Source organism: Agrobacterium sp. GD03872 (genome assembly GCF_029840625.1).
GTDB lineage: Bacteria > Pseudomonadota > Alphaproteobacteria > Rhizobiales > Rhizobiaceae > Agrobacterium > Agrobacterium fabrum_A.
Map to the genome: position 1 here is coordinate 18,372 of NZ_JAOCCY010000026.1, position 25,426 is coordinate 43,797.

Sequence of the window (25,426 nt, forward strand, 5' to 3'; positions counted from 1 at the left end):
CCGGGGCAATGAATGGATCAGCTCTCCGCCATGCGGGTTTTTACGCGGGTCGTGGAAACCGGCAATTTCAGCCGCGCCGCCACCGCGCTGAACATGCCGAAAACCACTGTTACCAATATGGTGCAGGCGCTTGAGGCGCATTTGCACACCACACTTCTCAACCGCACCACGCGCCGGGTGATGCTGACAACGGACGGCGCTCTCTATTATGAGCGGGCCTCACAGATTTTATCGGAAATCGAAGAACTTGACGGCAGCATGTCCAGCGCGCAGGTGCAGCCCTCCGGCCGGTTGCGGGTGGAAATGGCCGGTGTCTTCGCGGACCTGGTGGTTATCCCACATCTTTGCGAATTTTACCAGCGTTATCCGCAAATCCGTCTCGATCTCGGTGTCGGCGACCGTCTGGTCGATTATATCGCGGAGAATGTCGACTGTGCGCTGCGGGTCGGCGTGCTGCGCGATCAGTCGCTGATTGCCCGTAAAGTCGGCGAACTCCGGTTCGAGACATTCGCCTCGCCGTCCTATATCGAGAACTTCGGCATGCCGCGAGAACCGGAGGATCTGGAGAAGGATCATTATTCGGTGGGCTACCTCAATGCCACCACCGGCCAGATCATGCCTGCTTCCTTCGACAATGGCGTGCGCAGCGTCGAGCTGACCCCGAATTATGTCGTTTCGGTCAATGACAGCCGTACCTATCTCAATGCGGCGCTGGCCGGCATGGGCATCGTCCAGCTTCCCGTCTTCATGGTGAAGGATGCGCTTTCACGGGGCGAGCTGGTGCCGGTGCTTTCCGAATGGCGGCGCGAGGCCATGCCGATCTATGTGGTCTATCCGCAGACCCGGCATGTGACCAACAAGGTTCGCGTTTTCGTCGACTGGCTGGCCAAGCTCGTTCACGGCCTGGTGTGAGGCGGGCGGTCGGCGCTGAAGAAAACAGCGGGCTGCCCGGGATGCGCTTGCCTGAGATATGGCAGGGCGGCCACGTCACCGCAGGACAATAAAAGTGGCGTCCGCCGTCACTTTAACAGCGGAACTCTTACGCTCCGGTGAGGACCGGATATCAATTTTATAAATGGCGCAATTGCCGTTTTCTTTTCTGATCCGGGAGCAATGCGTATTCACACTGGCATAATATTCGCGCCGCTGCGCGGGCCAGCGATCTGTCAGTAATATCTTCTCGGCAGTCTTGTTGAGATTGGCCGATATTTCCAGGTAGTTCAGTTCTGCAGATGGCTGAACGGCGCCGAAAGCATCTCTTTGGGTGAAACTCAGCGTCATGCTCAGGTCATAAAATGTTTCCGATTGCTCGGCGGCAATGCGGGTCACCGCGCATTTGGCGGCAAGGGTTTGGGTCAGTAGAGCGCATTCCGCAAGACCGATGGTGGGCAGGCGGGAAGCAATATATCCGTTCCAGTCGGTCACTGTCGCAGCAGAGGGATCCCCGCGACGGAAGTCTTCCGGTTTCATCTGAACGCGAATTCTCACCGAGCGGCTTTTCTCGAATTCGTCCATGCTGCGGAGCGCCGCCAAACCCGGCGCGGATGCGGGGCTGACTGGAGTTCCGTTGAAGTCGCTTCTTTCTTCCTTCTGAACGGAAGATACGGTTCGGAGCAGGCCGGTCATCTCGAGCAAATATCGGGCTGCGGCAATATTGAGCACAAATCCGCCGATAAGCGGTAAAAAGAAAATGACTGTAATCACGAGCATGAAGATACGCGCGGGAGGCATTTTACTTGTTCCTGTTGAGCGCGGTGAGATCGCTGCCGAATATCGCCCTGGCTTTCTCCTTCACCAGTTGCGACCGGATTTTTTCATATTCGGACCTGGATGGCGCGAAGAACATATGGTCGGCCGACGCCGCCAGAACACGTGCTCCATCCAGGGAGTTGTAAACGACACGTGCGTCCAGCGAAGCGGGAACGGGCCCGACAATCGCATGGCTCATTTTTTCGAAACCGATGGTGTTGGCTTCGCTGGGGACACCGAAGGTGTTCGTGAACCACTTGTTGTACGTGGTGTATATCTTCGAGGCCTTGCCGACGCCCTCCTTTGCATCCTTGTTGCCGTTCCTGGCCTTCTCGACCAGGCTCCAGTGATCTTTCGGGGCCCGGGCCGGACGAATCTGGCATCGGGCTGCGGCTTTTTCGCCAATGGCGCTCACGGGGACGGCAGCATCGAGATTGGCTATGGCGGTGTGTGTGACACCGATGACCGCGACGCGATCAATTCGCGCATTTTCTGCCTTGTGAATATTCCACATAATGTTCCGCCCGCCCGCGAGGACGAGATAAACCGGGGCATCGGTGGCGGTTATCACAACATCCACCACATGCAGGCGATCGTCGTATTCCGGCGAATAAATAACGGGTTCGCGGCCGCGCTCCTGCCAGCCGCCGATATAGGTGTTGGCGCTTCTCAGGATATCGGCGTTGGCAATCGCAACGAGGTCGGAAAGCTGGTCGCTTTCATAAACCTGAACCTGAACGACCTTCACGCCTCCCGGCGGGCGCGGAAACATGCAATTTTCCGCGGGCTGGAGGGTTTCGAGGGTGATTTTTGTCGTGCCGGTCGAAGGGCCGACATTCGATACGGCTGCCTTGAACCAGCCGATCTTCTGTTCGGCTCCCACCAGCACACCGGAAAATACCCGATAGCCGAAGTTGGACCGTGCCGGCCTGTTCGGCGCCCCTTCCGGCGGCCTGTCGTCCGAACATCCCGCGAGCAGGGTGCAAATGATGATAAATGCAATAAATATTTGCATTAATATTTCCGAATTTATTATAAAATACTATCTAATATACTAATTTATAGCGACGTATAAATTTACTAATCGAAAATTGTGAACGATTTTTATCTGAAAATTACTTGGACATATTCGTCGAGGCGATTTTACGGTCCATGAAATTATCCGGTATTCTTTGCCCGGGCATATCGGCTTGATTCTGCTTACCGCCCGACCCTTACGGCGAGGAAATCGATGAGGGCGCGCACGCGGGCGGCGAGATGCTCGTGGCCGGCATAAACCGCGTGGATCACTTCCATCTCCTCGGCATTGTAGTCTTCCAGCACCGGCACGAGCAGGCCCGCCTCGATATCCGGCTCGATATGAAATTCGCCGACCCTTCCGAGTCCCAGGCCCGTCAGGCAGAGCCTTCGCATGGCCATGCCGCTGTTGACCGAAACGTTGCCGGTTACGGGCAGGCGGTAGACTTCCGTAGAACCGGGGTCGCGAAATGGCCATTCGTTGAGGCTGCGGCTGAAATTGAAGCTGAAGCAATTGTGCCGCGCCAGATCCTGCGGGTTTTCCGGCATGCCGTGTTTTTCGATATAGGCGGGGGAGGCGACGATGACCCGGCGCACCTCTTTCAGCTTTCTCGCCTTCAGGGATGAATCTCCCATTGCGCCCGAGCGAATGGCGATATCGGTGCGTTCCTCGATCAGGCTGATGACGCCGTCGGTCAGCGAGATATCCAGCTCGATTTCCGGATAAAGCGACAGGAATTCAGGCGCAAGCGGCAGGAGATAACGTTCGCCGAAGCCCAGCGTGGCGTTGACGCGCAAAAGGCCGCGCGGCACCACCTTGCCGCCGCTCGCCACGATCTGCTCGGTCTCGGCTATGTCGGCGAGAATGCGCCTTGCCCGTGCAAGATAGACTTCGCCCTCCGGTGTCAGCGTGACAAGCCGGGTGGAGCGGGCAAGCAGCCGGGTGCCGAGGCGGTCTTCGATACGTGTGACAAGCTTGCTCACCGCCGAGGGTGAAAGCTTCAGCCTGCGCCCGGCGGCGGAAAAACTGCCGAGTTCGGCCGCCGCCACGAAGACTTCCATTTCTCCGGCCCTGTTGTCCATCGCCGCACCGCCTGTGAAATCAATTCAAAGGTATTTATCCGGCCTTGCCGATTATCATGCAAGTCCCCTTCGCCCATATTGCGTCCATAGATTTGATCCAACCCGGACGGCGTCGCTGTCCAGAACGCCCGCGATCCCGCTCCGGGCGAAGAGGTATTCGTCATGCCATTGGCCATATTTGCCCTGACGATCGCGGCCTATGCGATCGGCACCACGGAGTTCGTGATTGTCGGTCTTCTGCCGACGGTCGCGACCGATCTTCACATCACCCTGCCGCTTGCCGGCCTCATCGTCAGCGTTTATGCGCTGGGCGTCACCTTCGGTGCGCCGATCCTGACGGCGCTGACCGGCAGGATCGAAAGAAAGCCGCTGCTGCTCGGCCTGATGGCCCTGTTCGTCATCGGCAACAGCGCGGCGGCGCTGTCGCCCAGCTATGAGATGCTGCTTGTCGCCCGCGTCATTGCCGCCTTCGCCCATGGCGTCTTCTTCTCGGTCGGCTCCACCATCGCCGCCGATCTCGTGCCGGAAAATCGTCGCGCCTCGGCCATTGCCATGATGTTCATGGGACTGACGGTCGCCATCGTCACCGGCGTTCCGCTCGGCACCTATATCGGGCAGGTCTTCGGCTGGCGTGCTACCTTCTGGGTCGTTGCGGCGCTTGGCGTCATCGCCTTCTTCGGCATTGCGACGCTTCTGCCGAACACGCTCAAGAAGGCGCCGCCGGCGAGCCTCTTCGATCAGGTCCGTGTTCTCGGCTCCGGTCGCCTGCTCATCGTTTTCGCCATGACCGCGCTCGGCTACGGCGGCACCTTCGTCGCCTTCACCTTCCTTGCGCCGATCCTGCAGGATGTCACCGGCTTTTCGGAAAAGAGCGTCAGCCTGATCCTCGTGCTTTATGGCATCGCCATTGCGGCCGGCAATATCGGCGGCGGCAGGATCGCCAACCATAACCCGGCCAGGGCGCTGATCGGCCTCTTCCTGGCGCAGGCGATCGTGCTGCTCGTCTTTTCCTTCACGGCCTTCTCGCCGGTGCTGACGCTCATCACGCTTGCCGCGCTCGGTTTCCTGTCCTTCGCCAATGTTCCCGGCCTCCAGCTTTATGTGGTGCAGCTTGCCAAGGAACATCGCCCCGGCGCCGTCGATGTCGCCTCGGCGCTCAACATCGCCGCCTTCAATCTCGGCATCGCCATCGGCGCATGGCTTGGCGGTCTGGTGGTGGAATCGCCGATGGGTCTTCCCGCAACCCCGTGGGTTGGCGCCATCCTCGTCGCCGTGGCCCTGCTCCTGACCCTCTGGAGCAGCTCGCTCGACCGCCGCGCCGCGCTGACCCTGAAAACTGCCTGAACTTTTCATGAAATTCCCGGCCGCTCCCAAGTCGGCCGGGCCGCTTCAAAGGAGAAAATATATGTTTGATATCACCGCAAATGGCGCTTCGATCCCGGCACTGGGTTTCGGCACGTTTCGTATTCCCGGTGCCGATGTGCTGCGCATCGTTCCCCATGCGTTGAAAGCCGGTTTCCGCCATATCGATACCGCCCAGATCTACGGCAATGAAGCCGAGGTCGGGGAAGCTATCGCTGCCTCCGGTGTGGCGCGGGGCGACGTGTTTCTGACCACCAAGGTCTGGGTCGAAAACTACAGGCACGATGCCTTCCTCGCCTCCGTGGATGAGAGCCTGAAAAAGCTGAAGACCGATTATGTCGATCTGCTGCTGCTGCACTGGCCGAACGAGGCGGTTTCGCTTGCCGAACAGATCGGCGCGCTGAACGCGGTGAAAGAAGCGGGCAAGGTGCGCCATATCGGCGTCTCCAATTTCAGCACGGCGCTGATGGCCGAGGCGGTGAAGCTGTCCAAGGCCCAGATCGTGACCAACCAGATCGAATACCATCCCTATATCGATCAGGACGTGGTTATCGCCGCGGCAAAGGCCGCCGGCATGTCGGTGACGGGTTATTACGGCATGGCCGATGGCAAGGTATTTAACGATCCGGTGCTGAAGGAAATCGCCGCAGGCCGTGGCAAGTCGGTGGCGCAGGTGGTGCTGCGCTGGCTCGTGCAGCAGCAGGGTGTCATCGCCCTGTCGAAAACGGTCAGCGAAGCCCGCGTCGATAAAAATCTCGCCATCTTCGATTTCGAGCTTTCCGCCGATGAAATGGCGGCGATCCGCGCGCTTGCCAGGCCGGATGGCCGCATCGTTTCACCGGAAGGGCTTGCGCCCGTCTGGGACGAGGCTGCCTGATGCCGAAGGCCGGGGAGGGAGCGTCCTTCCCGGCTTTTCATGCGTGGGAAAGCCGCGTGCATTCCGCACGGCAACGCGCGGCACAGCCCATGGAAACGAGGCGTCTCACATAGCGCATGGTGAAGATTTATCTGCCTGTTTTGGAAAACTGGAGCGGGCGAAGGGATTTGAACCCTCGACCCCAACCTTGGCAAGGTTGTGCTCTACCCCTGAGCTACACCCGCTCAAATCCACCGGTCCGGGGTAGTTCGCTGAACCGTGGGCCGCCGAAGCGGCGACGGGTGCTATATCGCTCAATCGTTTTTGGAATGCAACAGTTTCTTTTGCGGTTTCGGTGGAAATCCGCCTGTGTGCGGATTTCTCCTAAATGCCGGAGGCAGCCACGGCCCGCGCCGGCGGCGGTTTGGGCGAAGATATTGTTTCGGTTTGCCTTTATGCCTCTTTCACGACAGGGCGGGCCGACGGGAGGCCCAGAAAATAACCTGTTTACATTTGGTTAAAATCTGATTCGACAAGTGATTCGTTCGGGTGTACAAATTTCATGTCCACGAAAAGAAGAAACGATACTTGGCATATCATCAGGAGGATGAGCCTTGTCGTATGCAGCTTTTGAACGGGTTGGCGCGCAGTTGTCGCCGGAGCAGATCACCGATCTGCAGAATATTTTCGATGGCGTATGTTTCGAGTGCCTTCAAGATCGCAGCAGCCACGTTGCCAACGAGTGCGCAGCGGTTCTTATCCGCAGTGCCCAGCGCGGCATTCTCGATCATGAGATGCTGCGGGACATCGGGCTTGCCGTTCTGCGGCGGCACTGACGCTTGAACGAAAAAGAAGCGCCCGGACCATCCGGGCGCTTTGTTATTGGGTGGCGGATTTCTGCTCAGCTCTTTTCCTGCACATGTGCTTCGAGGAACCACAGCGCCTTGTCGAGATCGCGTGAGGCGGCGGTGAAGATGTCGGCCGTCGTCGGGTCGCCCGCCTCGTCGGAATCGTCGATCGCCTTGCGGATCATGTTCGCGACCTCGCCATAACGCTCGATCAATTCGTCGAGATGGTCGTGGATCCTGTAGATGTCGGTCGGATAGGCCTTGAGTTTCGTTGTCGAGGAGGCGGATTGCAGGCTGCCGAGCGCCGTGCCGCCAAGCTGCACCACGCGTTCGGCAATGGTGTCGCCGTGATTGTCGAGCTGCGTGCGGAACGTATCGAGAAGCTCGTGGACGGCGATGAACTGCGGGCCTTTCAGGTTCCAGTGCGCCTGCTTGGTGGCGAGCGCAAGGTCGATCACGGAAGCGAGCGATTCATTGAGAATGCCGATTACGGTCGACTTGGCGTTGGAAGGCAGGTCGTTCTTCGTCTTGTGCGTCTTCATCGATGTCTCCTGAAGTTGCGGACGGAATGCCGCTTTGGAAAAGTCCGTCGTTTAACGCCCGGGCCTGCGGCCCTGTTCCATGCCAGGCACCAGGACAGCAAAAATCCTGCACAATCATCATGTCATTCGTAAAACAGGCAGATGCGCCGGCCGTCTATCTCATTGACGCGGATTGGCATGTCGTAGATGTCCTTGAGGACGTCCGGGCGGATGATCTCTTCCGCCGGCCCCTGATGGCAGATGCGGCCCTCGCGCATGGCGATGATGGTGTCGGAATACCAGGAGGCGAAGTTGATGTCGTGCAGCACCAGAACCACGGTCTTCTTCAACTCGTCGGCGGCCTTGCGCATGATCTTCATCATGCCGGATGCGTGTTTCATGTCGAGATTGTTAAGCGGCTCGTCGAGCAGCACGTAATCTGTATCCTGGCACAGCACCATGGCCACGAAGGCGCGCTGACGCTGGCCGCCGGAAAGCTCGTCCAGAAAGCGGTCGGCCAGGGTTTCGAGATTGAGATATTCCAGCGCCCGGTCGATATGGACCTTGTCCTCGATGGTGGGGCGGCCCTTGGAATAGGGGTAACGGCCGAAACCGACAAGATCGCGCACCGTCAGGCGCGAGGAGATGTGGTTGTCCTGCCGCAATATGGAGAGCCGCTTAGCCAGCATGTCGGAAGGGGTTTTCGTGACATCCAGACCGTCCACCGTCACGGTTCCGGCATCCATCGACATCAGCCTTGCGACGATGGAAAGCAGGGTCGATTTTCCTGCACCGTTTGGCCCGATGATGGAGGTGACGCCGCCTGCCGGAATGGAGACGGAGACGCCATCGACGACGAGGCTGTCGCCATAGGATTTGCTGATCTGACTGGCGATGATCATCGCGCACCCCGCTTCAAAATAAGACCGATAAAGACGATGCCGCCCAGAAATTCGATGATGATCGAGAGCGCCGTATCGAAGGCGAAAACCCGCTCCAGCACCACCTGGCCGCCGACGAGGCAGATCACGGCGATAAGGATCGCCGCCGGCAGCACATAGGCGTGTTTGCCGTTGCCGGTAAGATAATGGGCAAGGGCTGCGACCAGCAGGCCGAAGAACATGATCGGGCCGACGAGCGCGGTCGAGACGGCGACCAGCACGGAGACCAGCACGAGGATGATGGTGACCGTACGCTTGTATTCGACCCCGAGGCTGATGGCCGTTGCGCGGCCGAGCGAGAGGACGTCGAGCGTGTGCACCAGCCTGAGCCCGATGATGGTCACCACGCCGATGATGACGGCGGAGACGGCAAGAAGCGTAGGATCGATGGAATTGAAGCTGGCGAACAGCACATCCTGCAGCACCGTATATTCATTCGGGTCCAGCACGCGCTGCATGAAGCCCGAGAGGCTGCGGAAGAAGACGCCGAAGACAATGCCGACCAGCACGAGAAGATGCAGGCTGCGTTCCGCGCCGACGAAAAGCCAGCGATAGAGCAGGGTGGAAAAGGCGACGAGCAGCGCGGTTTCAACAATGAACTTCAGCTGCGGATCGATCATGACGACGGTTGCCGAGCCGAAAACGAAGATCAGCCCGGTCTGCATCAGCACATAAAGCGAGTCGAAACCCATCACCGAAGGGGTGAGGATGCGGTTGTTGGTGACCGTCTGGAACAGCACGGTTGAGACCGCGATGGCATAGGCCACCAGCAGCAGCGACAGAAGCTTGATGCCGCGAAATGGCAGCACGAAGCTCCAGCTCCCTTTTGCGCCGAGCGTCATGAAGGCGGCCATGGAGATGAGTGCGACTGCCGCAAGCACGAGCAGAACGGTTTTTGCGCGCCTTTCGGGATGTCTCTCATGCATGGTGGCGTTTCCGCAGCAGGAGATAGAGGAACAGCGCGCTGCCGATGACGCCGACCACGGTTCCGATGGGTATTTCGTAAGGCGCGCGCACGGTCCGGCCGATGATGTCGCAGGAAAGCACAAAGACCGCGCCGAGCGTCGCCACCCAGGGCACCGAGCGGCGCATATTGTCGCCGATCATCAGGCTGACGACATTCGGCACGATCAGGCCGAGAAAAGGGATCATGCCGACGGTGACGACGACGACGGCGCTGACCAGCGAGACGATGGTGAGGCCGAGCGCCATGACCCGGCGATAATTCAGACCGAGATTGGTGGTGAAGTCGCGGCCCATGCCGGCCACGGTGAAGCGGTCGGCGGCGAGATAGGCGGCGATGGCGAAAAGGAAGCCGACCCACAGCAATTCATAACGGCCGCGCAGCACGCCGGAAAAATCCCCCGTCATCCATGCGCCCAGCGATTGCAGGAGATCGAAACGATAGGCGAAGAAGGTGGTGACGGCGGAGATGACGCCGCCGAGCATGATGCCGATCAGCGGCACCAGCAACACGTCGCGCAACGGCACCTGCCGCAGGATGCGCAGGAAAAGCGCGGTGCCGGCGAGCGCGAAGACGGCGGCTACCAGCATCTTACCGAAGATCGGCGTATCGGGTGCAAGAAGGGTGACGGTGAGCAGGCCGAGGCCGGCGGATTCGGTGGTGCCCGCCGTCGAAGGTTCCACGAAGCGGTTACGCACCAGCATCTGCATGATGAGCCCGGCAATCGCCATCGAGCTTCCGGCCAATATCAGCGCCAGCGTGCGCGGAATGCGGCTGACAAGCAGCACGCGCAGCGCGTCTGCACTCGTGTCCGGTGCGAAAAGCGTTGTGAGCGAAACGTTGCTCACGCCGACGAACAGGCTGACGATGGCGAGCGTCAAGGCCAGAAGAAGGGCAAGGATGAGGGACAGGGATTTCACGTTGGCGGTTTTTCGAAAATGGTGAAAGCTCCCGGTGGCTTGGCAGGCTGCCGAAACAGGTGTCCGACCTCTCCTTGGTCATCCTCGGGCTTGACCCGAGGATCCACAACCTGACGCGCGATGGATCCTCGGGTCAAGCCCGAGGATGACGTCGGGTGTGGAGCAGCCTTCAGAAGCGGATGCCTAGAGGCTTTTACGATTTCTTCTCGGAGACGGCCTTGTAGACCTGATCGAGCAGGGTGGAGAGCGCCGTATAACCGCTGCTGACGATATAGGCCGCCTGCGGATCGAGATAAACGATCTGCTTTTTGTTCCAGGCGTTGGTCTGGTGCACCAGCTCGTTGTCCAGCACCTGCGCGGCCGCCTTGCCGGGGTCGGTGGCGCGGCCGATGCCGGCGTCACGGTCGATCACGAACAGCCATTCGGGATTGACCTCGGCCAGATATTCGAAGGAGACGACATCGCCGCGGTCGAAACGGTCATCGATGTCGGCCGCCACCGGCTTGAAGCCGATTTCGGTGTGCAGCCAGCCGGTGCGCGAGCTTGGACCGTAGACGCCGACCTTGCCGGCATTGGTGACGAGGATCATCGCCGTGCCGGAATTGGGCGCGATCTCCTTCAGCTTGGCGACTTTTTCATCGATGGCGGCATCGAGCTTCCTGGCTTCTTCCTGCTTGCCGAAGATATCGCCGAGCTTGGTGATATTGGCTTTGACGCTGCCGATGAATTCCTTGGAATCCACCGACATGTCGATGGCGGGCGTGATCTTCGCGACATCGGGATATTTCGCCCGCGAACGGCCGCCGACGATGACGAGATCGGCCTCGGCCGCATTGATCGCCTCGTAATCGGGCTCAAACAGCGTGCCGACCTTCAGATATTTGCCATCGGCATATTTCTGCAGATAGGTGGGCAGGTTGGAGCCGACGACACCTGCCGGCTCGACGCCGAGCGCATCGAGATTGTCGAGCGAGGGAATATCGAGAACCAGAACCTTCTTCGGCGCCGCCTTCAGCACGGTTTCGCCCTGCGCGTGCTTGATCGTCATTTCCTCAGCGCCTGCCGTCATCGCGCCGAGGCTGAAGGCCGCTGCCGCCAGCAGCCGAACGGGGAAGGTGAAGTTGATGGCCACGTATATGTCCCTTGCAATATGGTTCCGGACCGGCGGAAAGCGTCCCGCCGGGTTAACTTGATGTTCGCTATCAGCTTTATTGGCAAGGTCGGCGGAAATCAAAATTATGTTTTAGAACGGTTCTGAATTGCGGTGAGCGGGAAATGTGCGGACACTGAAACATTTGCTCTAACCTCTTCCTGGTCATCCTCGGGCTTGACCCGAGGATCCACTGCGGTGGGGTGATGGATCCTCGGGTCAAGCCCGAGGATGACGTTGAGGGTGAGGAGAGGCCGGGCCAATTTCGTGGTGGCCCTTTTATCCGTCTGTTTTACCATCAAGACAGCCGCGTCTCAATCCGGCGGCCAGTCGCCGACGATTTCGCGCCTTTCCAGCTTCAGCGACCGATCCGGCTGTATCCGGTAGGTCTCAATCGCCAGCCGCCCGTCGCCCATCACGAATTCATTGCTGAGCGTGCTGCCGATGGGAGATTTGGTCAATTTGGTGCGCGGCTGTCCGCCATAGGTGATGCTGCCGGGAATGGGTTCCACCTCGGGGGCTGCGGTGGCGCAGCCGGCAAGGGCCAGAACCATCATGATCGCGATCTTGCGCATGTCTTTCTCCTGCATTCGAGGCAGAATCATATCATGGCCGCATCTGCATCACACATCCCGTTGGCGTGAATAAAAAAGGCCCCGCATCCGGCAGGATACGGGGCCAGTTGCCTTGGGAGGCTCTTGGTTTCTCAATCCTCGTTGGCGGCAAGCTGCGTCAGCACCTCGCCACGGCCGCGGATACGCATGATCAGCGGGATGATGAAGGCGGCGGCTGCCACGATGAAGAGGCCAACGGCAATCGGCGAGGTGAACAGCACGACCGGATCGCCCTGGCCGATGGCGAGCGCGCGGCGCAGCTGCTGTTCCGCAAGCGGACCGAGGATGAGGCCAACGACCGCAGGCGCAATCGGATAACCGAAGATGCGCATGATATAGCCGAGGATGCCGAAGGCGAGCAGCATGCCGAGTTCGAACACTGACGGGTTGGCGCCGATGGTGCCGAGCGTCGCAAACAGCAGGATGCCGGCGTAAAGCCACGGCTTCGGGATGGTCAGCAGCTTCACCCAGAGACCGACGAGCGGCAGGTTCAGAACCAGCAGCATCAGGTTGGCGATGAACAGGCTGGCGATCAGGCCCCAGACGAGCTGCGGATTGGTGGCGAACAGCAGCGGGCCGGGCTGCAGGCCATATTGCTGGAAGCCGGCGAGCATGATGGCGGCGGTCGCCGTCGTCGGCAGGCCGAGCGTCAGCAGCGGCACCAGCGTGCCGGCGGCCGACGCATTGTTGGCGGCTTCCGGACCGGCAACGCCTTCGATGGCGCCTTCACCGAATTCTTCCGGATATTTGGTCAGTTTCTTTTCGGTCGCATAGGACAGGAAGGTGCCGATTTCAGCGCCGCCCGCCGGCATGGCGCCGATGGGGAAGCCGATCAGCGTGCCGCGCAGCCAGGCTTTCCAGGAACGCGCCCAGTCCTGCGCGCTCATCCAGACGGAGCCTTTCACGGCTTCGACCTTGTCCGGGCCGGTGCTGCCCTGGGCGACGATGAACAGCGTTTCGCCGATGGCGAACATGGCGACCGCAAGCGTCGTCACTTCCACGCCGTCCAGCAGGTCGGGAATACCGAAGCTCATGCGGGTCTGGCCGGTCAGCTGGTCGATGCCGACGATGGCGAGTGCAAAGCCGATGAACAGCGAGGTGAGGCCGCGCAGCGCCGAATCCCCGAAAGCGGAGGAAACGGTAACGAAGGCGAGCACCATCAGCGCGAAATATTCACGCGGGCCGAAGACCAGCGCCAGCTTGACGATATAGGGCGCGATGAAGGCGAGCGCGATGGTGGCGATGAGGCCGGCGACGAAGGAGCCGATGGCGGCGGTGGCCAGCGCCGGGCCGCCTCTGCCCTTGCGGGCCATCTTGTTGCCTTCGAGCGCCGTCACGATCGAGGCGCTTTCGCCAGGCGTGTTGAGCAGGATCGAAGTGGTCGATCCGCCATACATGCCGCCGTAATAAATGCCGGCGAACATGATGAGCGAACCGGCGGGGTCGAGCCTGTAAGTGACGGGCAGAAGCAGCGCCACGGTCAGCGCCGGGCCGATGCCGGGCAGAACGCCGACGGCGGTGCCGAGCGTGACGCCGATCAGCGCATAGAGCAGGTTCATGGGTTGGGCGGCAACCTCAAGACCGTGCAGCAGGAATTCAAAGGTACTCATGGACAGATGTCCCCCAAGTGGACCCGATGGGCGGGCGGAACGGCGGGCGGTCGCGTCATCGCGCGCCTGCTGTTCCTGTGATCTCGAATTTTGGTCGGAATGGCTGTCAGAAGAACAGCCGTTCCAGAGGCCCGGCGGGCAGCGAAAGCTGCAGCAGCCGCGCGAAGACGAACCAGATGAAAAAGCTCAGGACGATGCCGATGGGGATCGAATACCAGAGCTTGCGTTTGCCGAAGGCGCGCGCCGTAAAGGCGAAAAGCAGACCGGTGGCGATGGAGAAACCAGCTACATTCAGCAGCAGCATCTGCGCGGCGAGACCGGCGACGACCCAGATGACCGGGGCGATTTCCTGTTTGTCGCGTTCGGGAAAATCGCCGCGCCAGGCCTCGATGGCCGTCCAGAGCGCCAGGCCGACAAGACAGAAGCCGATGGCGTAAGGCACAGTCGCCGGGCCGACCGGGGAATAACCGGTGACGCTGGCGAGACGGGCGCTGTCCCAGAAGATCACTGAGGCGATGAGGACGAGGAAGACGGCGATCGCCAGCGCCGCCCAGTCAGGGCGGCGCTTTTGATGCTGCGAAGGGTTGGAACCCTGGCTCATTTTACCAGTCCGATGTCTTTGAGGATGGCGGCGGTGGCGTCGGTATCCTTGGCGAGCTGCGCCTTGAATTCGTCACCGGCGAGGTAGGTGTCCATCCAGCCCTTGGTCTTCAGGGTTTCCTGCCACTTGGCGGATTTCGTCAGCTTCTCGATATCGGCATTGACGGCCTTTTCCTGTTCCGGCGTCAGGCCGGGAGGAGCGGCGACCATACGCCAGTTCTGAACGACGACATCGAGGCCGCTTTCCTTCAGCGTCGGCGCGTCAGCCCCTTCGATCTTCTCCTCGCTGGAAACGGCCAGCAGGCGCAATGTGCCGGCCTTGACCTGGCTTTCGAATTCGCCGTAGCTCGAAATACCGGCAGTCACCTGCGAACCGAGGATCGAGGCAAGCGCTTCGCCGCCGCCGGAGTAGGCGATGTAGTTGATCTTGGTCGGATCGACGCCGGCCGCCTTGGCGATCAGGCCGACCGTGATGTGGTCGACACCGCCGGCGGAGCCGCCGCCCCAGGACACGCTGCCCGGATCCTTCTTGAGCTGGTCGACGAGGTCGCCGATGGTCTTCAGCGGCGAGGACGCCGGAACGACGATGGCTTCATATTCACCCGTCAGACGGGCGATAGGGGTCACTTCCTTGAGCGTGATAGGCGCGTTGTTGGTGAGGATCGCGCCGACCATCACGTAGCCGCCGACGATGAGGGAATTCGCATTGCCCTTCTGCTGGCTGGCGAACTGCGCAAGGCCGATGGTGCCGCCGGCGCCCGGTACGTTCTGCACCTGAACGCTCTTGGAAATGCCCTCTTCCTGCAACACGGTCTGCAGGGAGCGCGCGGTCTGGTCCCAGCCGCCGCCGGGGTTGGCCGGCGCGATGATGGTGTAATCCGCCGCAGCCGCCGGAAGGGCGATCATGCCCGCCAGAAATGTGCTAATAAGAAAATGTTTCACTTAGAAAACCCTCCTCAGGATGCCCTTTTGGGCGTCGTTTTTCGTTTATGCGGAAGGGGGCTTCAGGGCGCATCTGTGCCGGCGCTGAAGAGTCAGCGTTGGGCCTTGGCAATCCTCAAGATTTCCTCCCGCATCTTCTTCCGCCTCCACGGAATGAAGAAGAATTGCAGAGCATCACAAAAAGCTGTCATCTAACTGACGCTACGCAAGTCCTTGCGCATTTACTCTCTATTAATTTGTGCTGGGCGTCCACTGTGGCGTGTGGGATGGCTAGATTCCTGCGACGAGCACAGGAATGGGGGGAACCTACTGCGAGCGCAGCGCCTCGTTCCAGCGCTCGATCAGCCGGCTGCGCTTGACCTGGTCCAGATAGACCATCAGTCCGGGGCTGACGGGCACGGGGCGCAATTGCGCGCCGTGGATGGCCTGCATGGTGTTGGCGGTGTTTTCTCCCGCCACCTCCGGGCTGACGGCCGGGATTTGCAACTGCCGGGCCATGATCGTCTGGCCTTCCTTCGACATGAAGAATTCGAGATAACGGCGGCCGAGCGCCGGGTTGGCGGCGGCTTCCGGCACCAGACCGATGCGCGACATGACGACGGTATAGTCCTTCGGCAGCACGATGCCGACATCGGGGTGGCGCGAGGCCCAGTCCGCCGCATAGGAGCCGAGAATATTGTATCCGAGCACGAAACGACCGTCGGAAACCCGCTCCAGAATGGCCGAGGAGGTGGAATAGACCTTCACGCCCGCCGCGCCCATGGCCTTGATGACGCTCCATATATCACCGAACTGCTCCTGATCCCGCGACATGAACAGGAAGCCGACGCCGGAGCGTTCGATGTCGTAAGTGGCGATGCGGCCGTGGATTTCCTTTGCGTGGCGTTCGAGATAGTCGACGAATTCGGCACGGGTGGCGGGCGGTTTTTCGGTGGTGAAGCTCGGCTTGTGATAAACGAAGACTGCCGGCTCGAAGGTCAGCGCATAGGCGGTATTGCGCCAGTTCGCCCAGGCGGGCCAGCGGGCGCTCATGGCAAGATCCGAGCGCTGGGCATAACCGTCATTGCTCAGTTTCACCTGCAGATCCATGGCGGATGAAAAGGCGAAATCGGCGGTCTTCTTTCCGGCGTCGGTTTCCTTCACGATGCGGTCGTAGATTTCCCCCGTCAGCATATCCTCGTAATGGACGGCGATATCGGGATTGGCCTTCTGGAAACCCTCGATCATCGGCGTTGCCAGCGGCTCATCCAGCGAGGAATAGACCACCAGCGTTTCGGCATCCGCCTTGCCGGAAGGGGCGGGAAAGACGGCGACCTGCGCAAGCGCGGGCGAGGCCATGCAAAGACAGAGACAGAAGAGAAGGCAGATACGCATGGAAAAGATCATGCCGTACGCATTCACAAGCGGCAAGGGCTTGGTTAAATTCAGGAACATTGCGGGAGGGTAGATTTGCGTATTTTGCTGGTCGAGGACAATCAGGTGCTGTCGGAAGGGCTGTCAGCGCTGCTGCGCGGCAGCGGTTATGCGGTGGACGTGGTGTCGGATGGCGCTTCCGCCGATGCGGCGATTGCGGCTGAAAGCTTCGATCTGGTCATTCTCGACCTCAACCTGCCGGAGATGGACGGCATCGAGGTGCTGCGCTCCATGCGTTCGCGTCAGGACAAGGCGGCGGTGCTCATCCTGACGGCGCGCGGCACGCCGGAAGAAAAGGTCAAGGGGCTCGATCTCGGCGCCGACGACTACATGATCAAGCCTTTCGACATCACCGAATTCGAGGCGAGGGTGCGGGTGCTTTTGCGCCGCAATGCCGGGCTGCGCTCCTCGGCGCTGAGTTTCGGCAAGGTGATGTTCGATCTCAATTCCCGCACTTTTTCGGCCGATGGACGTCCGCTCGATATTCCGGCGCGCGAGGTGGCGCTGCTCGAAGTGCTGTTCATGCGGGCCGGCAAGGTCGTCGCCAAGGAAGCCATCGTGCAGTCGCTGACCGGCTTTGACGACGATATTTCCGCCAATGCCATCGAGCAATATGTCAGCCGCCTGCGCAAGCGTCTCGCGCCCCACGGGCTGACTGTCAAGACCGCACGCGGCATCGGTTATTATCTCGAAAAGCTGCCGGAGATGGCTGAATGAGACAGGCCGCCTATTCGCTCAGGCGGCGACTTCTAGGCTGGCTTCTCATCTCCACCGCCATTATCGGCTGCGTTGCGCTGACCGATACCTGGCGCGAGGCGGTCAATACCGCCAATGTCGTATCCGACCGGGTGCTATCGGGTTCGGCGCTCGCCATTGCCGAGCGGGTGGTGGTGGCAGAAGACGGCTCGCTGGAAGTCGACATTCCCTATGTGGCGCTGGAAATGCTGACATCGGCCGCACAGGACCGGGTATTCTACCGCGTCGACGGGCCGAACGGGCAATTCCTCACCGGCTACCAGAACCTGCCGACGGTGGAGAATACGAATGGCGATACCCCTGCCTATCGTGATGCGGTGTTCCGCGACGAGCCGATCCGCATCGCCGCCATCAGGCGCTTCGCTTCCACCGGCATCAATTCCGTGCCCTTTTCCGTCACGGTCGCCGAAACCACCATTGCCCGCAGCCAGCTGGCGCAGGCCATCATCCTGCGCTCGGCGCTGCGCCTACTCCTGATGATCGTCGGGGCGGCGATCATCGTCTGGATCGCGGTGACGATTTCGCTGCGCCCGCTTTACCGGCTCAGTGAAGCGATTGCCGAGCGTAGCCCGAACGACCTGCACCCCATCCGCCAATCCGTGCCGGTGGAGGTGGAAAACCTGGTGGAAACAGTCAATTCCTTCATGGTGCGGCTGCAATCGGCGCTCGATGCGCTCCGGCATTTCACCGGCAATGCCAGCCACCAGCTGCGCACGCCGCTCGCCATCATCAGCACCCAGCTTGCGCTTTCCGCCCGCGCCGCGAGCCTTGAGGAAGCGCAGGCGGCGGCGCTGAAGGGCGGCGCGTCGGTCGCCCATGCCGAACATATCCTCGCCCAGCTGCTGCGCATGGCCAATATCGACGCCGCCGGTTCGAGCGAAAAGCATGATTTTTCCGCAATCGATCTCGTGGCGGTGGCACAGAATGTGACGGCCGATTTCGTGCCGCGTGCGGCCGAAGCCGGCATCGATCTCGGGTTCGAAGGCGAGGGCGAAGTGACCATTCCCGCCGAGCCGCTCCTGATCGGCGAACTGATCGGCAATCTCGTTTCCAACGCCATCAATTATGCCGGGCGCGGGGCGGAAGTCACCGTCCGTGTCGGCAAGGAGACGGACGCCGTCTGGCTGGAAGTGGAGGATAACGGCCCCGGCATTCCTCCGGAAAAACGCGCCATGGTGCGCCAGCGCTTTGCCCGCGGCGAAGCCAACGCCGCCCCCGGCGCCGGCCTCGGCCTCGCCATCATCGAAGAGATCGCCGGGCTGTTCGGCGGGCGGCTGACACTGGAGGATGGTGCGGAGGGGCGTGGGCTGAGGGCGCGGGTGGTGTTCGGTGGCGTGGAATAGTTTTCGATAGAGGGACATGAAGATGTCGATGGAAAAGTCACTCGAAGTTTTAAACGCCATGGTCGATGATGGCATTGTTGAAACCTATGTCATTGCCGGAGCGGTTGCGGCTCTTTTGTATATTGAGCCGACCGTCACCGAAGACCTGGATATCTTGATAACTTTTTCATCCTCATCCCCTGGCGGACTTGTGACGCTGGGTGAAATTGTTCCCTACCTGAAAGCGCGCGGCTATGACCAATGGGAAAAGGAAGGCCTGCTGATCGAAGGCTGGCCTGTTCAGTTTCTTCCTGCTTCCGATGCGCTGGATGTGGAGGCATTGCAGCAAGCGGAAGAGATTGCCGAAGATTTCGGCTCGGGTCGCCAGATCACGACCCGCGTCCTTTCAGCCCATCATTTGGTAGCGATTGCCATCCGTACCGGAAGATACAAGGATCATGCACGGGTGATTGCATTTCTCGACGCGAATGCCGTAAACATCGAGCTTCTACGCGATGTCGTGAAACGCCACGGGCTTGACGGTAAATGGCGGGAATTTCTTGCGAAAACTGGACATGCTGATGTGTTGGATTTAAATTCCAATCCATGAGCAATCCGTCCAACTTCACGCTGAATGAGATTTTGGCACGCAAAGCAGAGGCTCGGCGTGTTCGAGCCAATTTGTCTTTTGCCGAGAAGATCAGAATCGTCGAAAAAATGCGTGAGCGGCTCGCTCCATTCAAAGCCGTTCGCGATAAGAACAAGGCCGGTGCCGCATCGCAAGAGACGGTGCGGCGATAGCAGCCGTCAGATGATCGGGCTTACTGGCGACTTTTCACCCCATCCGCTCGGAAGCATAACTTCCCGGGCTTGGTGGGAAGACGACGGTGCGGTTGCCGTTGATGAAGGTGCGGTGGTGGATATGGGCGTGGATGGCGCGGGCCAGCACCTGGCTTTCCACGTCGCGGCCGAGCGAGACATAATCGTCGGCCGACTGCGCATGGGTGATGCGCACCGTGTCCTGTTCGAGGATCGGGCCCTCGTCGAGATCGGCGGTGACGTAATGCGCCGTGGCACCGATCAGCTTCACACCGCGCTCATAGGCCTGCTTGTAAGGGTTCGCACCCTTGAAGGAGGGCAGGAAGGAATGGTGGATGTTGATGATTTTGCCTGACATCTTGCGGCACATATCGTCGGACAGCACCTGCATGTAGCGCGCCAGCACCACCAGCTCCGTGCCGCTGGTCTCGATCAGGTCCATCAGCTGGGCCTCGGCCTTCGGCTTGTTCTCCTTCGTCACCTTGATGTGGTGGAAGGGGATGTCGTGGTTGACGACGACCTTCTGGTAATCGAAATGGTTGGAGACGACGCCGACGATGTCGATCGGCAATGCGCCGATCTTCCAGCGATAGAGCAGGTCGTTGAGGCAATGGCCGAAACGCGACACCATCAAGAGCGTCTTCATGCGCTGGCCATCCGGATAGATATCCGCCTCCATGCCGAATTTTTCCGCCACCGGCCGGAAGCCCTCGGTGATGGCCTGAAGCGAAGCGCCTTCCTCGGAAATGAAGGAGACGCGCATGAAGAACTTGCCGGTCTCGAGGTCGTCGAACTGCGAACTGTCGACGATGTTGCAGCCTTTTTCCGCCAGATAACCGGAAATCGCGGCCACAATGCCACGGGTCGATTTGCAGGCCACGGTCAGAACATAGGATGTCATTCGTTTTCCCTCAAAGACGTCGCGTCGGCATCAGCCGGCGCGGTTCGGCGCGTTCCATAGCGCAGCTCTGCGGCGGAGCAAAGCGTCAAGACGAACACAGCAAAGTCATAGGGCGGGAAAGAGGAGCGCGCCGTGCCGGAAGCGACATGGAATGTTCCATGGCCAGCACGGCGGCGCGGGGTGTTTGCCGGGGGCTTCTCCGGCCTCAGGCGCGGCGCAGCCGCATGGCGGTGCGGCCACGGCCGTCGAGCAGTTCGAGCGTGCCGCGGCGCGGCTCCAGCCGGAAGGAGCGGGCGCCTTCCAGCGCCTCGATGAACTGCCGCTCCTGGCGCATGATGTCAGGCGCGCAGGCCATCTGGGTGGAAATCATCCGGCCGAAATCGACGCGATTGCGGCGGATATTCACTTCGCCGCCGATGCCGTTGCAGCCGGCATTGCCGGAAACGCGGCCCTCGCGGGAAATTTCCAGCGTGGCCTGGCGGCGGCCGCGAACCCGCTCGCCGCGGATCTCCTGCACCAGCCAGCGCCCGTCGATGCCGGCTTCCGGCTCCGGCCTGCCCGGACCCGCACCGACGCGTTCCAGTACCAGATTGGTATCGTCGCGACCGCCGGTCAGAACGGAATAACGCTGCGTGGTGGTGAAGAGCAGCCGGTCGCGGTCGCGGATTTCGGCGCTCAGCGCATAGGAGCGGCGGCCACGGATGTCGCGGTCGTCGTAACGCAGCACGAAGGGTACAGGCACCTGGCCACGCGGGCGGATGGTGGTTTCGGCAATCGTCTGCGACGGCGCATCCGCCAGCGAAACGTCGATCAGGCGCACTGTCACGGTCGCGCCTGGCGGCAATGCGATGCGCTCGCGATAGGAAACGCTGCCGCGCAGGCTTGCCGGTGCGGCAGCCGCGCCGCCCGCCGCAAAAAGCGGGGCGAGAGCCAGGAGACCGGCAAAACTGCGGCGCGAAAGAAGAGGTTGGTTGTCGGTCATGGTGCTTGCTCCGTGCTGGTGCCGATCGAATTTCAGCGGATGATAGAAAATGGCACTGAACGGGCGATGAACCGGATTTTTTCGGCTGGCGCAGGCCGGGGCACTTGGTGTGGATGACAAGGGAGCGTTTGGCGGATCTATCTAGTTTGCATCCCTCTACCCTCATTCCTACGCCAAACACTGGAATGAGGGTGGCGGGGAGGTCGATGACGACCTCTCCGTCGGTCTCAGCCGCGGAAACCGTCCCGCAGCGCTTCGAACTTTGCCAGCTGCCCGGCCAGCAGTTCCTTGTTCTCGTCGCGGCGGACGAAAATCTTGAACATGGCGCCGCCGGCGGCGTTCATGAACCAGACGGAACAGGAGCGGCGGCCGTGGAAGCCGCGATCGACAAAGGTGATGCCGGCGCAATTGTCCTTCTTGATGTGACCGCCAATCGGGCTGTCGCCGTGGATGTTGAACCAGCCGTGGCTTTCCGTGCCTTCCGGCAGGTGGCCCGGCACTTCGAACACGATATCGCCGGTCTGCACGATCATCAGGACTTCGCCCCAGCCGCGCATCTCGTTCCAGATGGCGTCGAAGCGGTCGGCGGCAGCGGAAACGGCGGCACCTTCGGGCAGGATCGTCAGAATTTCGGCCGGTGTCACCTCGGCCTTGGCGGCAATGGTTTCGACGATGCCGTCAGGCTTTTCGGCGAGCGCCGCGGCGGCGCGGGCCTGCCTGTCGTCGTCGGTCTTTTGGACTGCAATGCTCATCGGGCGGCCTCAGGCGGCAATCGAACGGCGGTCGCCATTCTTGTCTTCATGGATGATGACGTCGAAGCCTTCGAAATGCGGGCCGGAGAGATATTCGACCTTGCCGCGGTTTTCGCCGGCCTTGGCGTGGGCGGCGCGGAACTGTTCGGATTTCGTCCAGGCAAGGAAGTCGTCCTTGGTCGCCCAGACGGTGTGCGAGGCATAAAGCGTGTGGTCGTCGGCCTTCGGGCCTTTCAGCATGTGGAATTCGATATAGCCCGGCAGTTCGCTGAGGTGCGACTTGCGCTCGCGCCAGATGGATTCGAAGGTTTCCTCGTAACCCGGCACGACGCGAAAGCGGTTCATTGCGATAAACATGAAAGTCTCCCTTTAAGTTTCCTGTTTCAGTCAGGATATCCGGCCCGGATGGGGTTGGGAAGGGGTTCACGACAAAGCGAACAAAATTACTCCACTTATCGATTGCGCGGTGTATAAACATGTGTAAATAACTCAAGATTAGTGGCGCGGACGAAGCTGCGCCGGGTCGTGTTTCAGGATAACGCCATGTTGAATTCCCGTCTTCATTCCCTCGTTTTCGCCGCCCTCGTACCAGCCGCGATCGCCTTGACTGCGCCGGCCGCAATGGCTTCGGACAAGGGTAATCCGGAGGCGAAACGCATCGTGGCGGTGGGCGGCACGGTGACGGAGATCCTCTATGCGCTGGGTGCCGGCGATCGCATTGCGGCGCGTGACAGCACCAGCAGCTATCCGGCCGATGCGCTTGCCAAGCCTGATATCGGTTACATGCGGGCGCTCTCGTCAGAGGGCATCCTGTCGCAGAAGCCCGATCTCATTCTCTCCGAGGACGGTTCCGGGCCGGCCGATGTCATCGCCATCTTGAAGGCAAGCGCGGTGCCTTTCGTCACCGTCGACACGCCGCCGAGCGGCGATGCCATCCCCAAGAAGATAGAGGATATCGGTGCGGCCGTGGGTCTTTCCGACAAAGCCGGGGCGCTGGCTGCGGAGACCAGGGCCGGGCTCGATGCGCTTGCCAGGGATGCCGCCTCCGTGCCGGAAAAGGACAGGAAGCGGGTGCTCTTCCTGCTCTCCAGCGCCGGCGGCCGGGTGATGGCGGCGGGCAAGGATACGGAAGCGGCGGCGATCATCGAAATGGCAGGCGGCATCAATGCGGTTCAGGAGATCAGCGGTTACAAGCCGCTGACGGATGAGGCGGTGATTGCCGCCGCCCCTGACGTGGTGCTGACCATGGCGCGCGGCGACCATGCCGCCAAGGCGGAAGAGATTTTCGCGCTTCCCGCTTTCCAGTCCACGCCGGCTGCGGCCAGCAAGGCGCTCATCAGCATGGACGGGCTTTATCTCATCGGTTTCGGCCCGCGCACGCCGGCTGCCGGCCGTGAGCTGGCGGCCAAGCTGTACCCTGATGTGGTGAAGCCGTGAGCCTTGCCGTTTTGGACCCCACTGAGCACAGGGTCCTGGGCGACAGGTCCCGTCAGGGCATCGTCACCCTGGCCGTGCTCGTCGGCATATTGCTGTTTGCCTGTGGCGTATCGCTTGTCAGCGGGCCCACGGGCGTCGGCCTTTCCGAACTCTGGACCTATCTGACCGGTGGCGCGGCTCAACTCGACGCGCGCGACAAAGTCATTCTCGAAGCCGTGCGCCTGCCGCGCACGGCGCTCGGCATGTTGATCGGCGCCGGGCTTGCCGTTTCGGGGGCGATGATGCAGGGCCTGTTCCGCAATCCGCTGGCCGATCCCGGCATTGTCGGCGTCACCTCGGGTGCGGCGCTGTTTGCTGTCGCGGCCATTTCTCTCGGAGAGGGCGCGTTTGCCGCCGTCGCCGTGTTTTTCGGCCCGCATTTCCTGCCGATCATGGCATTTTTCGGCGGACTGCTGAACACCTGGGTGCTCTACCTGATCGCCACCAAGGATGGCGCGACCTCCACCACCACGCTCATTCTGGCCGGCATTGCGGTGGCGGCCATCAGCGGCGCGCTGACCGGGCTGATGATCTTTGTCGCCGACGACCGGGCGCTGCGCGACATCACCTTCTGGTCGCTCGGTTCGCTGGGCGGGGCAACACCCGCCAAGGTGCTCACCACCTTGCCCTTCATCATCGTCGTTCTCGCCATCATTCCTTTCGTCGCCCGCGGGCTGGATGCGCTGATCCTCGGCGATGCCGCCGCCTTTCACATGGGCATTCCGGTGCAGCGGCTGAAGCGGATCGTCATCCTCGCCGTCGCCGCCGCCTGCGGGGCGAGCGTGGCGGCGGCCGGTTCCATCGGTTTCGTCGGTATCGTCGTGCCGCATCTGCTTCGCCTTGCCATTGGCCCGTCGCACCGCTTCCTGCTGCCGGCCTCGGCACTTGGCGGCGCCGCGCTTTTGCTTCTGGCCGACAGTTTCGCCCGTACGGTGGCCGCGCCGGCGGAATTGCCCATCGGCGTGGTCACGGCGCTGATCGGCGCGCCGGTCTTCCTGTTCCTGCTGCTCGGCCGCGGCGGCTTTTCCATGCGGAATGCGCCATGATCCGGGCCGAAAACCTCACCCTCATCCGCTCCGGCCGCCGGCTTCTCGATGCCGTCAGCGTCGATCTGAAACCGGGCAAGGTCAATGTCATCATTGGCCCCAACGGTGCGGGCAAATCGACGCTGATGAAGGTTCTCTCGGGCGAGATGCGGGCCGAAAGCGGCTCGGTGACCTATAATGATGTCGCCCTGCCGGCCTTCACGCCGGTCCAGCTTGCGCGTCTCAGGGCCGTGCTGCCGCAGAACACCCAGCTTGCCTTCCCTTTCACGGCGCTCGAAATCGTGCGCATGGGGGCGGTGGCGCAGGGGTCGCGTGCGCCGGAAGAGCAGGCTCGCCGGGCGCTTGCCAAGGCGGGGCTGCGCGGTTTCGAGCAACGGTCCTACAACATGCTCTCAGGCGGCGAACAGCAGCGGGTGCAGTTTGCCCGGGCATTGGCGCAGGTGCCTTTTCCTATGGAAAATGGTGAGGCGCGGGCGCTCTTTCTCGACGAGCCCACCGCAAGTCTCGATATCGGCCACCAGATCGCCGTGCTGGAAACGGCGCGGGATTTTGCAAGCGGCGGCGGGCTGGTGCTCGCCATCCTGCACGATCTCAATCTTGCGGCGGAATTTGCCGATCAACTTATCGTCATGCATGGCGGCCGGGTGACGGCCAGCGGCCCGTCGCTTGAAACGATCAGCGACGAGACGATTGCAAGGGTCTATGGCATTGGCGGCGTCGTCGGGCGGCTGCCGGCGCGGCATATTCCTTATGTGCTGCCGCAGTCGCGGCATCGTTAGCAG

The 25,426-nt window shown here is 61.1% G+C and carries 28 protein-coding genes and 1 tRNA gene; 11 read left to right on the forward strand and 18 right to left on the reverse strand.

The features are described from left to right. Positions 1 to 12: 12 nt before the first annotated feature. Positions 13 to 912: a LysR family transcriptional regulator gene (locus N5D22_RS26170; protein ID WP_279657947.1), complete on the forward strand. Its 900-nt coding sequence runs from the start codon at positions 13 to 15 to the stop codon at positions 910 to 912. A 75-nt stretch (positions 913 to 987) separates the two neighbouring features. Here N5D22_RS26170 and N5D22_RS26175 read toward each other — a convergent pair whose 3' ends face one another. From N5D22_RS26175 to N5D22_RS26185, 3 genes are all read right to left on the reverse strand, one after another. Continuing rightward, a complete protein-coding gene (locus N5D22_RS26175) occupies positions 988 to 1,731 on the reverse strand; it encodes a hypothetical protein (RefSeq protein WP_279657948.1) in 744 nt (247 codons plus the stop codon). Position 1,732: 1 nt separating this feature from the next. Then, positions 1,733 to 2,764, reverse strand: coding sequence for a hypothetical protein (locus N5D22_RS26180; RefSeq protein ID WP_279657949.1), 1,032 nt, complete (start codon positions 2,762 to 2,764; stop codon positions 1,733 to 1,735). Between the two features lie 185 nt (positions 2,765 to 2,949). After that, positions 2,950 to 3,849: a LysR family transcriptional regulator gene (locus N5D22_RS26185; RefSeq protein WP_279657950.1), complete on the reverse strand. Its 900-nt coding sequence runs from the start codon at positions 3,847 to 3,849 to the stop codon at positions 2,950 to 2,952. A gap of 162 nt (positions 3,850 to 4,011) precedes the next feature. Between N5D22_RS26185 and N5D22_RS26190 the strand changes: the two genes are divergently transcribed. Then, on the forward strand, positions 4,012 to 5,193 hold the full coding sequence (locus N5D22_RS26190) for an MFS transporter (protein ID WP_279657951.1): 1,182 nt from the start codon (positions 4,012 to 4,014) through the stop codon (positions 5,191 to 5,193). A gap of 61 nt (positions 5,194 to 5,254) precedes the next feature. After that, complete coding sequence (locus N5D22_RS26195; protein ID WP_279657952.1) at positions 5,255 to 6,088, forward strand: aldo/keto reductase; 834 nt, start codon at positions 5,255 to 5,257, stop codon at positions 6,086 to 6,088. Positions 6,089 to 6,237: 149 nt separating this feature from the next. Here the strand turns inward: N5D22_RS26195 and N5D22_RS26200 are convergent. Further along, positions 6,238 to 6,312: transfer RNA gene (locus tag N5D22_RS26200), tRNA-Gly, on the reverse strand. Between the two features lie 369 nt (positions 6,313 to 6,681). On the opposite strand from N5D22_RS26200, the gene N5D22_RS26205 reads away from it, so the two are divergent. Next, on the forward strand, positions 6,682 to 6,903 hold the full coding sequence (locus N5D22_RS26205; protein ID WP_004443464.1) for a hypothetical protein: 222 nt from the start codon (positions 6,682 to 6,684) through the stop codon (positions 6,901 to 6,903). Between the two features lie 65 nt (positions 6,904 to 6,968). On the opposite strand, the gene dps is transcribed toward N5D22_RS26205, so the two are convergent. The 10 genes from dps to N5D22_RS26255 all read right to left on the reverse strand — a co-directional run bounded on the left by dps (position 6,969) and on the right by N5D22_RS26255 (position 16,563). After that, the gene (gene dps, locus N5D22_RS26210; RefSeq protein WP_279657954.1) at positions 6,969 to 7,457 is read right to left on the reverse strand and encodes a DNA starvation/stationary phase protection protein Dps; all 489 of its coding nucleotides are present in this window, start codon (positions 7,455 to 7,457) and stop codon (positions 6,969 to 6,971) included. Between the two features lie 122 nt (positions 7,458 to 7,579). Then, complete coding sequence (locus N5D22_RS26215) at positions 7,580 to 8,338, reverse strand: ABC transporter ATP-binding protein (RefSeq protein WP_279657955.1); 759 nt, start codon at positions 8,336 to 8,338, stop codon at positions 7,580 to 7,582. Further along, positions 8,335 to 9,303 (reverse strand): iron chelate uptake ABC transporter family permease subunit, encoded by a 969-nt coding sequence (locus N5D22_RS26220; RefSeq protein ID WP_279657956.1) that lies wholly within the window; start codon positions 9,301 to 9,303, stop codon positions 8,335 to 8,337. The genes N5D22_RS26215 and N5D22_RS26220 overlap by 4 nt, the downstream gene beginning before the upstream one ends. Next, positions 9,296 to 10,261 (reverse strand): ABC transporter permease, encoded by a 966-nt coding sequence (locus tag N5D22_RS26225; protein ID WP_279657957.1) that lies wholly within the window; start codon positions 10,259 to 10,261, stop codon positions 9,296 to 9,298. Before N5D22_RS26225 ends, N5D22_RS26220 begins: the two co-directional genes overlap by 8 nt. A 193-nt stretch (positions 10,262 to 10,454) precedes the next feature. After that, the gene (locus N5D22_RS26230; RefSeq protein WP_279657958.1) at positions 10,455 to 11,393 is read right to left on the reverse strand and encodes a siderophore ABC transporter substrate-binding protein; all 939 of its coding nucleotides are present in this window, start codon (positions 11,391 to 11,393) and stop codon (positions 10,455 to 10,457) included. Between the two features lie 332 nt (positions 11,394 to 11,725). Continuing rightward, positions 11,726 to 11,986: a hypothetical protein gene (locus N5D22_RS26235; protein WP_279657959.1), complete on the reverse strand. Its 261-nt coding sequence runs from the start codon at positions 11,984 to 11,986 to the stop codon at positions 11,726 to 11,728. Between the two features lie 131 nt (positions 11,987 to 12,117). Then, positions 12,118 to 13,635: a tripartite tricarboxylate transporter permease gene (locus N5D22_RS26240; RefSeq protein WP_279657960.1), complete on the reverse strand. Its 1,518-nt coding sequence runs from the start codon at positions 13,633 to 13,635 to the stop codon at positions 12,118 to 12,120. A gap of 106 nt (positions 13,636 to 13,741) precedes the next feature. Next, complete coding sequence (locus N5D22_RS26245) at positions 13,742 to 14,236, reverse strand: tripartite tricarboxylate transporter TctB family protein (protein WP_279657961.1); 495 nt, start codon at positions 14,234 to 14,236, stop codon at positions 13,742 to 13,744. Next, positions 14,233 to 15,177 carry a tripartite tricarboxylate transporter substrate binding protein gene (locus tag N5D22_RS26250; RefSeq protein WP_279657962.1) on the reverse strand — a complete coding sequence of 315 codons (945 nt, stop codon included), beginning with the start codon at positions 15,175 to 15,177 and terminating at the stop codon, positions 14,233 to 14,235. Before N5D22_RS26250 ends, N5D22_RS26245 begins: the two co-directional genes overlap by 4 nt. Positions 15,178 to 15,483: 306 nt before the next feature. Next, positions 15,484 to 16,563 (reverse strand): ABC transporter substrate-binding protein, encoded by a 1,080-nt coding sequence (locus N5D22_RS26255; RefSeq protein WP_279657963.1) that lies wholly within the window; start codon positions 16,561 to 16,563, stop codon positions 15,484 to 15,486. A gap of 63 nt (positions 16,564 to 16,626) precedes the next feature. Here N5D22_RS26255 and N5D22_RS26260 point away from each other — a divergent pair, with 63 nt between their 5' ends. Genes N5D22_RS26260 through N5D22_RS26275 form a run of 4 tightly spaced genes read left to right on the forward strand, consistent with a single transcriptional unit; the run spans position 16,627 to position 19,469 of the window. Continuing rightward, complete coding sequence (locus N5D22_RS26260) at positions 16,627 to 17,307, forward strand: response regulator transcription factor (protein ID WP_279657964.1); 681 nt, start codon at positions 16,627 to 16,629, stop codon at positions 17,305 to 17,307. Then, the gene (locus N5D22_RS26265; protein ID WP_279657965.1) at positions 17,304 to 18,689 is read left to right on the forward strand and encodes a sensor histidine kinase; all 1,386 of its coding nucleotides are present in this window, start codon (positions 17,304 to 17,306) and stop codon (positions 18,687 to 18,689) included. The genes N5D22_RS26260 and N5D22_RS26265 overlap by 4 nt, the downstream gene beginning before the upstream one ends. Positions 18,690 to 18,717: 28 nt before the next feature. Next, complete coding sequence (locus N5D22_RS26270) at positions 18,718 to 19,278, forward strand: hypothetical protein (RefSeq protein WP_279657966.1); 561 nt, start codon at positions 18,718 to 18,720, stop codon at positions 19,276 to 19,278. Then, a complete protein-coding gene (locus tag N5D22_RS26275; protein WP_269829932.1) occupies positions 19,275 to 19,469 on the forward strand; it encodes a hypothetical protein in 195 nt (64 codons plus the stop codon). The genes N5D22_RS26270 and N5D22_RS26275 overlap by 4 nt, the downstream gene beginning before the upstream one ends. Positions 19,470 to 19,503: 34 nt before the next feature. Here the strand turns inward: N5D22_RS26275 and purU are convergent, their stop codons facing one another. From purU to N5D22_RS26295, 4 genes are all read right to left on the reverse strand, one after another. Continuing rightward, positions 19,504 to 20,388, reverse strand: a complete 885-nt coding sequence (gene purU / locus N5D22_RS26280; RefSeq protein ID WP_279657967.1) for a formyltetrahydrofolate deformylase — start codon at positions 20,386 to 20,388, stop codon at positions 19,504 to 19,506. A gap of 205 nt (positions 20,389 to 20,593) precedes the next feature. Next, a complete protein-coding gene (locus N5D22_RS26285) occupies positions 20,594 to 21,370 on the reverse strand; it encodes a YbaY family lipoprotein (protein WP_279657968.1) in 777 nt (258 codons plus the stop codon). A gap of 227 nt (positions 21,371 to 21,597) precedes the next feature. Then, positions 21,598 to 22,122: a heme utilization cystosolic carrier protein HutX gene (gene hutX, locus N5D22_RS26290; RefSeq protein ID WP_279657969.1), complete on the reverse strand. Its 525-nt coding sequence runs from the start codon at positions 22,120 to 22,122 to the stop codon at positions 21,598 to 21,600. A gap of 9 nt (positions 22,123 to 22,131) precedes the next feature. Next, positions 22,132 to 22,479: an antibiotic biosynthesis monooxygenase gene (locus N5D22_RS26295; RefSeq protein WP_279657970.1), complete on the reverse strand. Its 348-nt coding sequence runs from the start codon at positions 22,477 to 22,479 to the stop codon at positions 22,132 to 22,134. 186 nt (positions 22,480 to 22,665) lie between these two features. On the opposite strand from N5D22_RS26295, the gene N5D22_RS26300 reads away from it, so the two are divergent. From N5D22_RS26300 to N5D22_RS26310, 3 genes are read left to right on the forward strand one after another with little or no spacing between them, the layout of a single operon-like run. Continuing rightward, positions 22,666 to 23,559, forward strand: coding sequence for a hemin ABC transporter substrate-binding protein (locus N5D22_RS26300; protein ID WP_279657971.1), 894 nt, complete (start codon positions 22,666 to 22,668; stop codon positions 23,557 to 23,559). After that, a complete protein-coding gene (locus tag N5D22_RS26305) occupies positions 23,556 to 24,644 on the forward strand; it encodes an iron ABC transporter permease (protein ID WP_279657972.1) in 1,089 nt (362 codons plus the stop codon). Before N5D22_RS26300 ends, N5D22_RS26305 begins: the two co-directional genes overlap by 4 nt. Beyond that, on the forward strand, positions 24,641 to 25,423 hold the full coding sequence (locus tag N5D22_RS26310) for a heme ABC transporter ATP-binding protein (RefSeq protein WP_279657973.1): 783 nt from the start codon (positions 24,641 to 24,643) through the stop codon (positions 25,421 to 25,423). The genes N5D22_RS26305 and N5D22_RS26310 overlap by 4 nt, the downstream gene beginning before the upstream one ends. The last annotated feature ends 3 nt before the right edge of the window (positions 25,424 to 25,426 follow it).

Bases quoted from the DNA above. Each gene is read 5' to 3' on its own strand.
- N5D22_RS26220 (WP_279657956.1), bottom strand. From the start codon at position 9,303: ATGCATGAGAGACATCCCGAAAGGCGCGCAAAAACCGTTCTGCTCGTG.
- hutX (WP_279657969.1), bottom strand. From the start codon at position 22,122: ATGAGCATTGCAGTCCAAAAGACCGACGACGACAGGCAGGCCCGCGCC.
- N5D22_RS26180 (WP_279657949.1), bottom strand. From the start codon at position 2,764: ATGCAAATATTTATTGCATTTATCATCATTTGCACCCTGCTCGCGGGA.
- N5D22_RS26295 (WP_279657970.1), bottom strand. From the start codon at position 22,479: ATGTTTATCGCAATGAACCGCTTTCGCGTCGTGCCGGGTTACGAGGAA.
- N5D22_RS26240 (WP_279657960.1), bottom strand. From the start codon at position 13,635: ATGAGTACCTTTGAATTCCTGCTGCACGGTCTTGAGGTTGCCGCCCAA.
- N5D22_RS26300 (WP_279657971.1), top strand. From the start codon at position 22,666: ATGTTGAATTCCCGTCTTCATTCCCTCGTTTTCGCCGCCCTCGTACCA.
- N5D22_RS26175 (WP_279657948.1), bottom strand. From the start codon at position 1,731: ATGCCTCCCGCGCGTATCTTCATGCTCGTGATTACAGTCATTTTCTTT.
- N5D22_RS26185 (WP_279657950.1), bottom strand. From the start codon at position 3,849: ATGGACAACAGGGCCGGAGAAATGGAAGTCTTCGTGGCGGCGGCCGAA.
- purU (WP_279657967.1), bottom strand. From the start codon at position 20,388: ATGACATCCTATGTTCTGACCGTGGCCTGCAAATCGACCCGTGGCATT.
- N5D22_RS26235 (WP_279657959.1), bottom strand. From the start codon at position 11,986: ATGCGCAAGATCGCGATCATGATGGTTCTGGCCCTTGCCGGCTGCGCC.
- N5D22_RS26285 (WP_279657968.1), bottom strand. From the start codon at position 21,370: ATGACCGACAACCAACCTCTTCTTTCGCGCCGCAGTTTTGCCGGTCTC.
- N5D22_RS26275 (WP_269829932.1), top strand. From the start codon at position 19,275: ATGAGCAATCCGTCCAACTTCACGCTGAATGAGATTTTGGCACGCAAA.
- N5D22_RS26265 (WP_279657965.1), top strand. From the start codon at position 17,304: ATGAGACAGGCCGCCTATTCGCTCAGGCGGCGACTTCTAGGCTGGCTT.
- N5D22_RS26255 (WP_279657963.1), bottom strand. From the start codon at position 16,563: ATGATCTTTTCCATGCGTATCTGCCTTCTCTTCTGTCTCTGTCTTTGC.
- dps (WP_279657954.1), bottom strand. From the start codon at position 7,457: ATGAAGACGCACAAGACGAAGAACGACCTGCCTTCCAACGCCAAGTCG.
- N5D22_RS26195 (WP_279657952.1), top strand. From the start codon at position 5,255: ATGTTTGATATCACCGCAAATGGCGCTTCGATCCCGGCACTGGGTTTC.
- N5D22_RS26190 (WP_279657951.1), top strand. From the start codon at position 4,012: ATGCCATTGGCCATATTTGCCCTGACGATCGCGGCCTATGCGATCGGC.
- N5D22_RS26215 (WP_279657955.1), bottom strand. From the start codon at position 8,338: ATGATCATCGCCAGTCAGATCAGCAAATCCTATGGCGACAGCCTCGTC.
- N5D22_RS26270 (WP_279657966.1), top strand. From the start codon at position 18,718: ATGGAAAAGTCACTCGAAGTTTTAAACGCCATGGTCGATGATGGCATT.
- N5D22_RS26310 (WP_279657973.1), top strand. From the start codon at position 24,641: ATGATCCGGGCCGAAAACCTCACCCTCATCCGCTCCGGCCGCCGGCTT.
- N5D22_RS26245 (WP_279657961.1), bottom strand. From the start codon at position 14,236: ATGAGCCAGGGTTCCAACCCTTCGCAGCATCAAAAGCGCCGCCCTGAC.
- N5D22_RS26170 (WP_279657947.1), top strand. From the start codon at position 13: ATGGATCAGCTCTCCGCCATGCGGGTTTTTACGCGGGTCGTGGAAACC.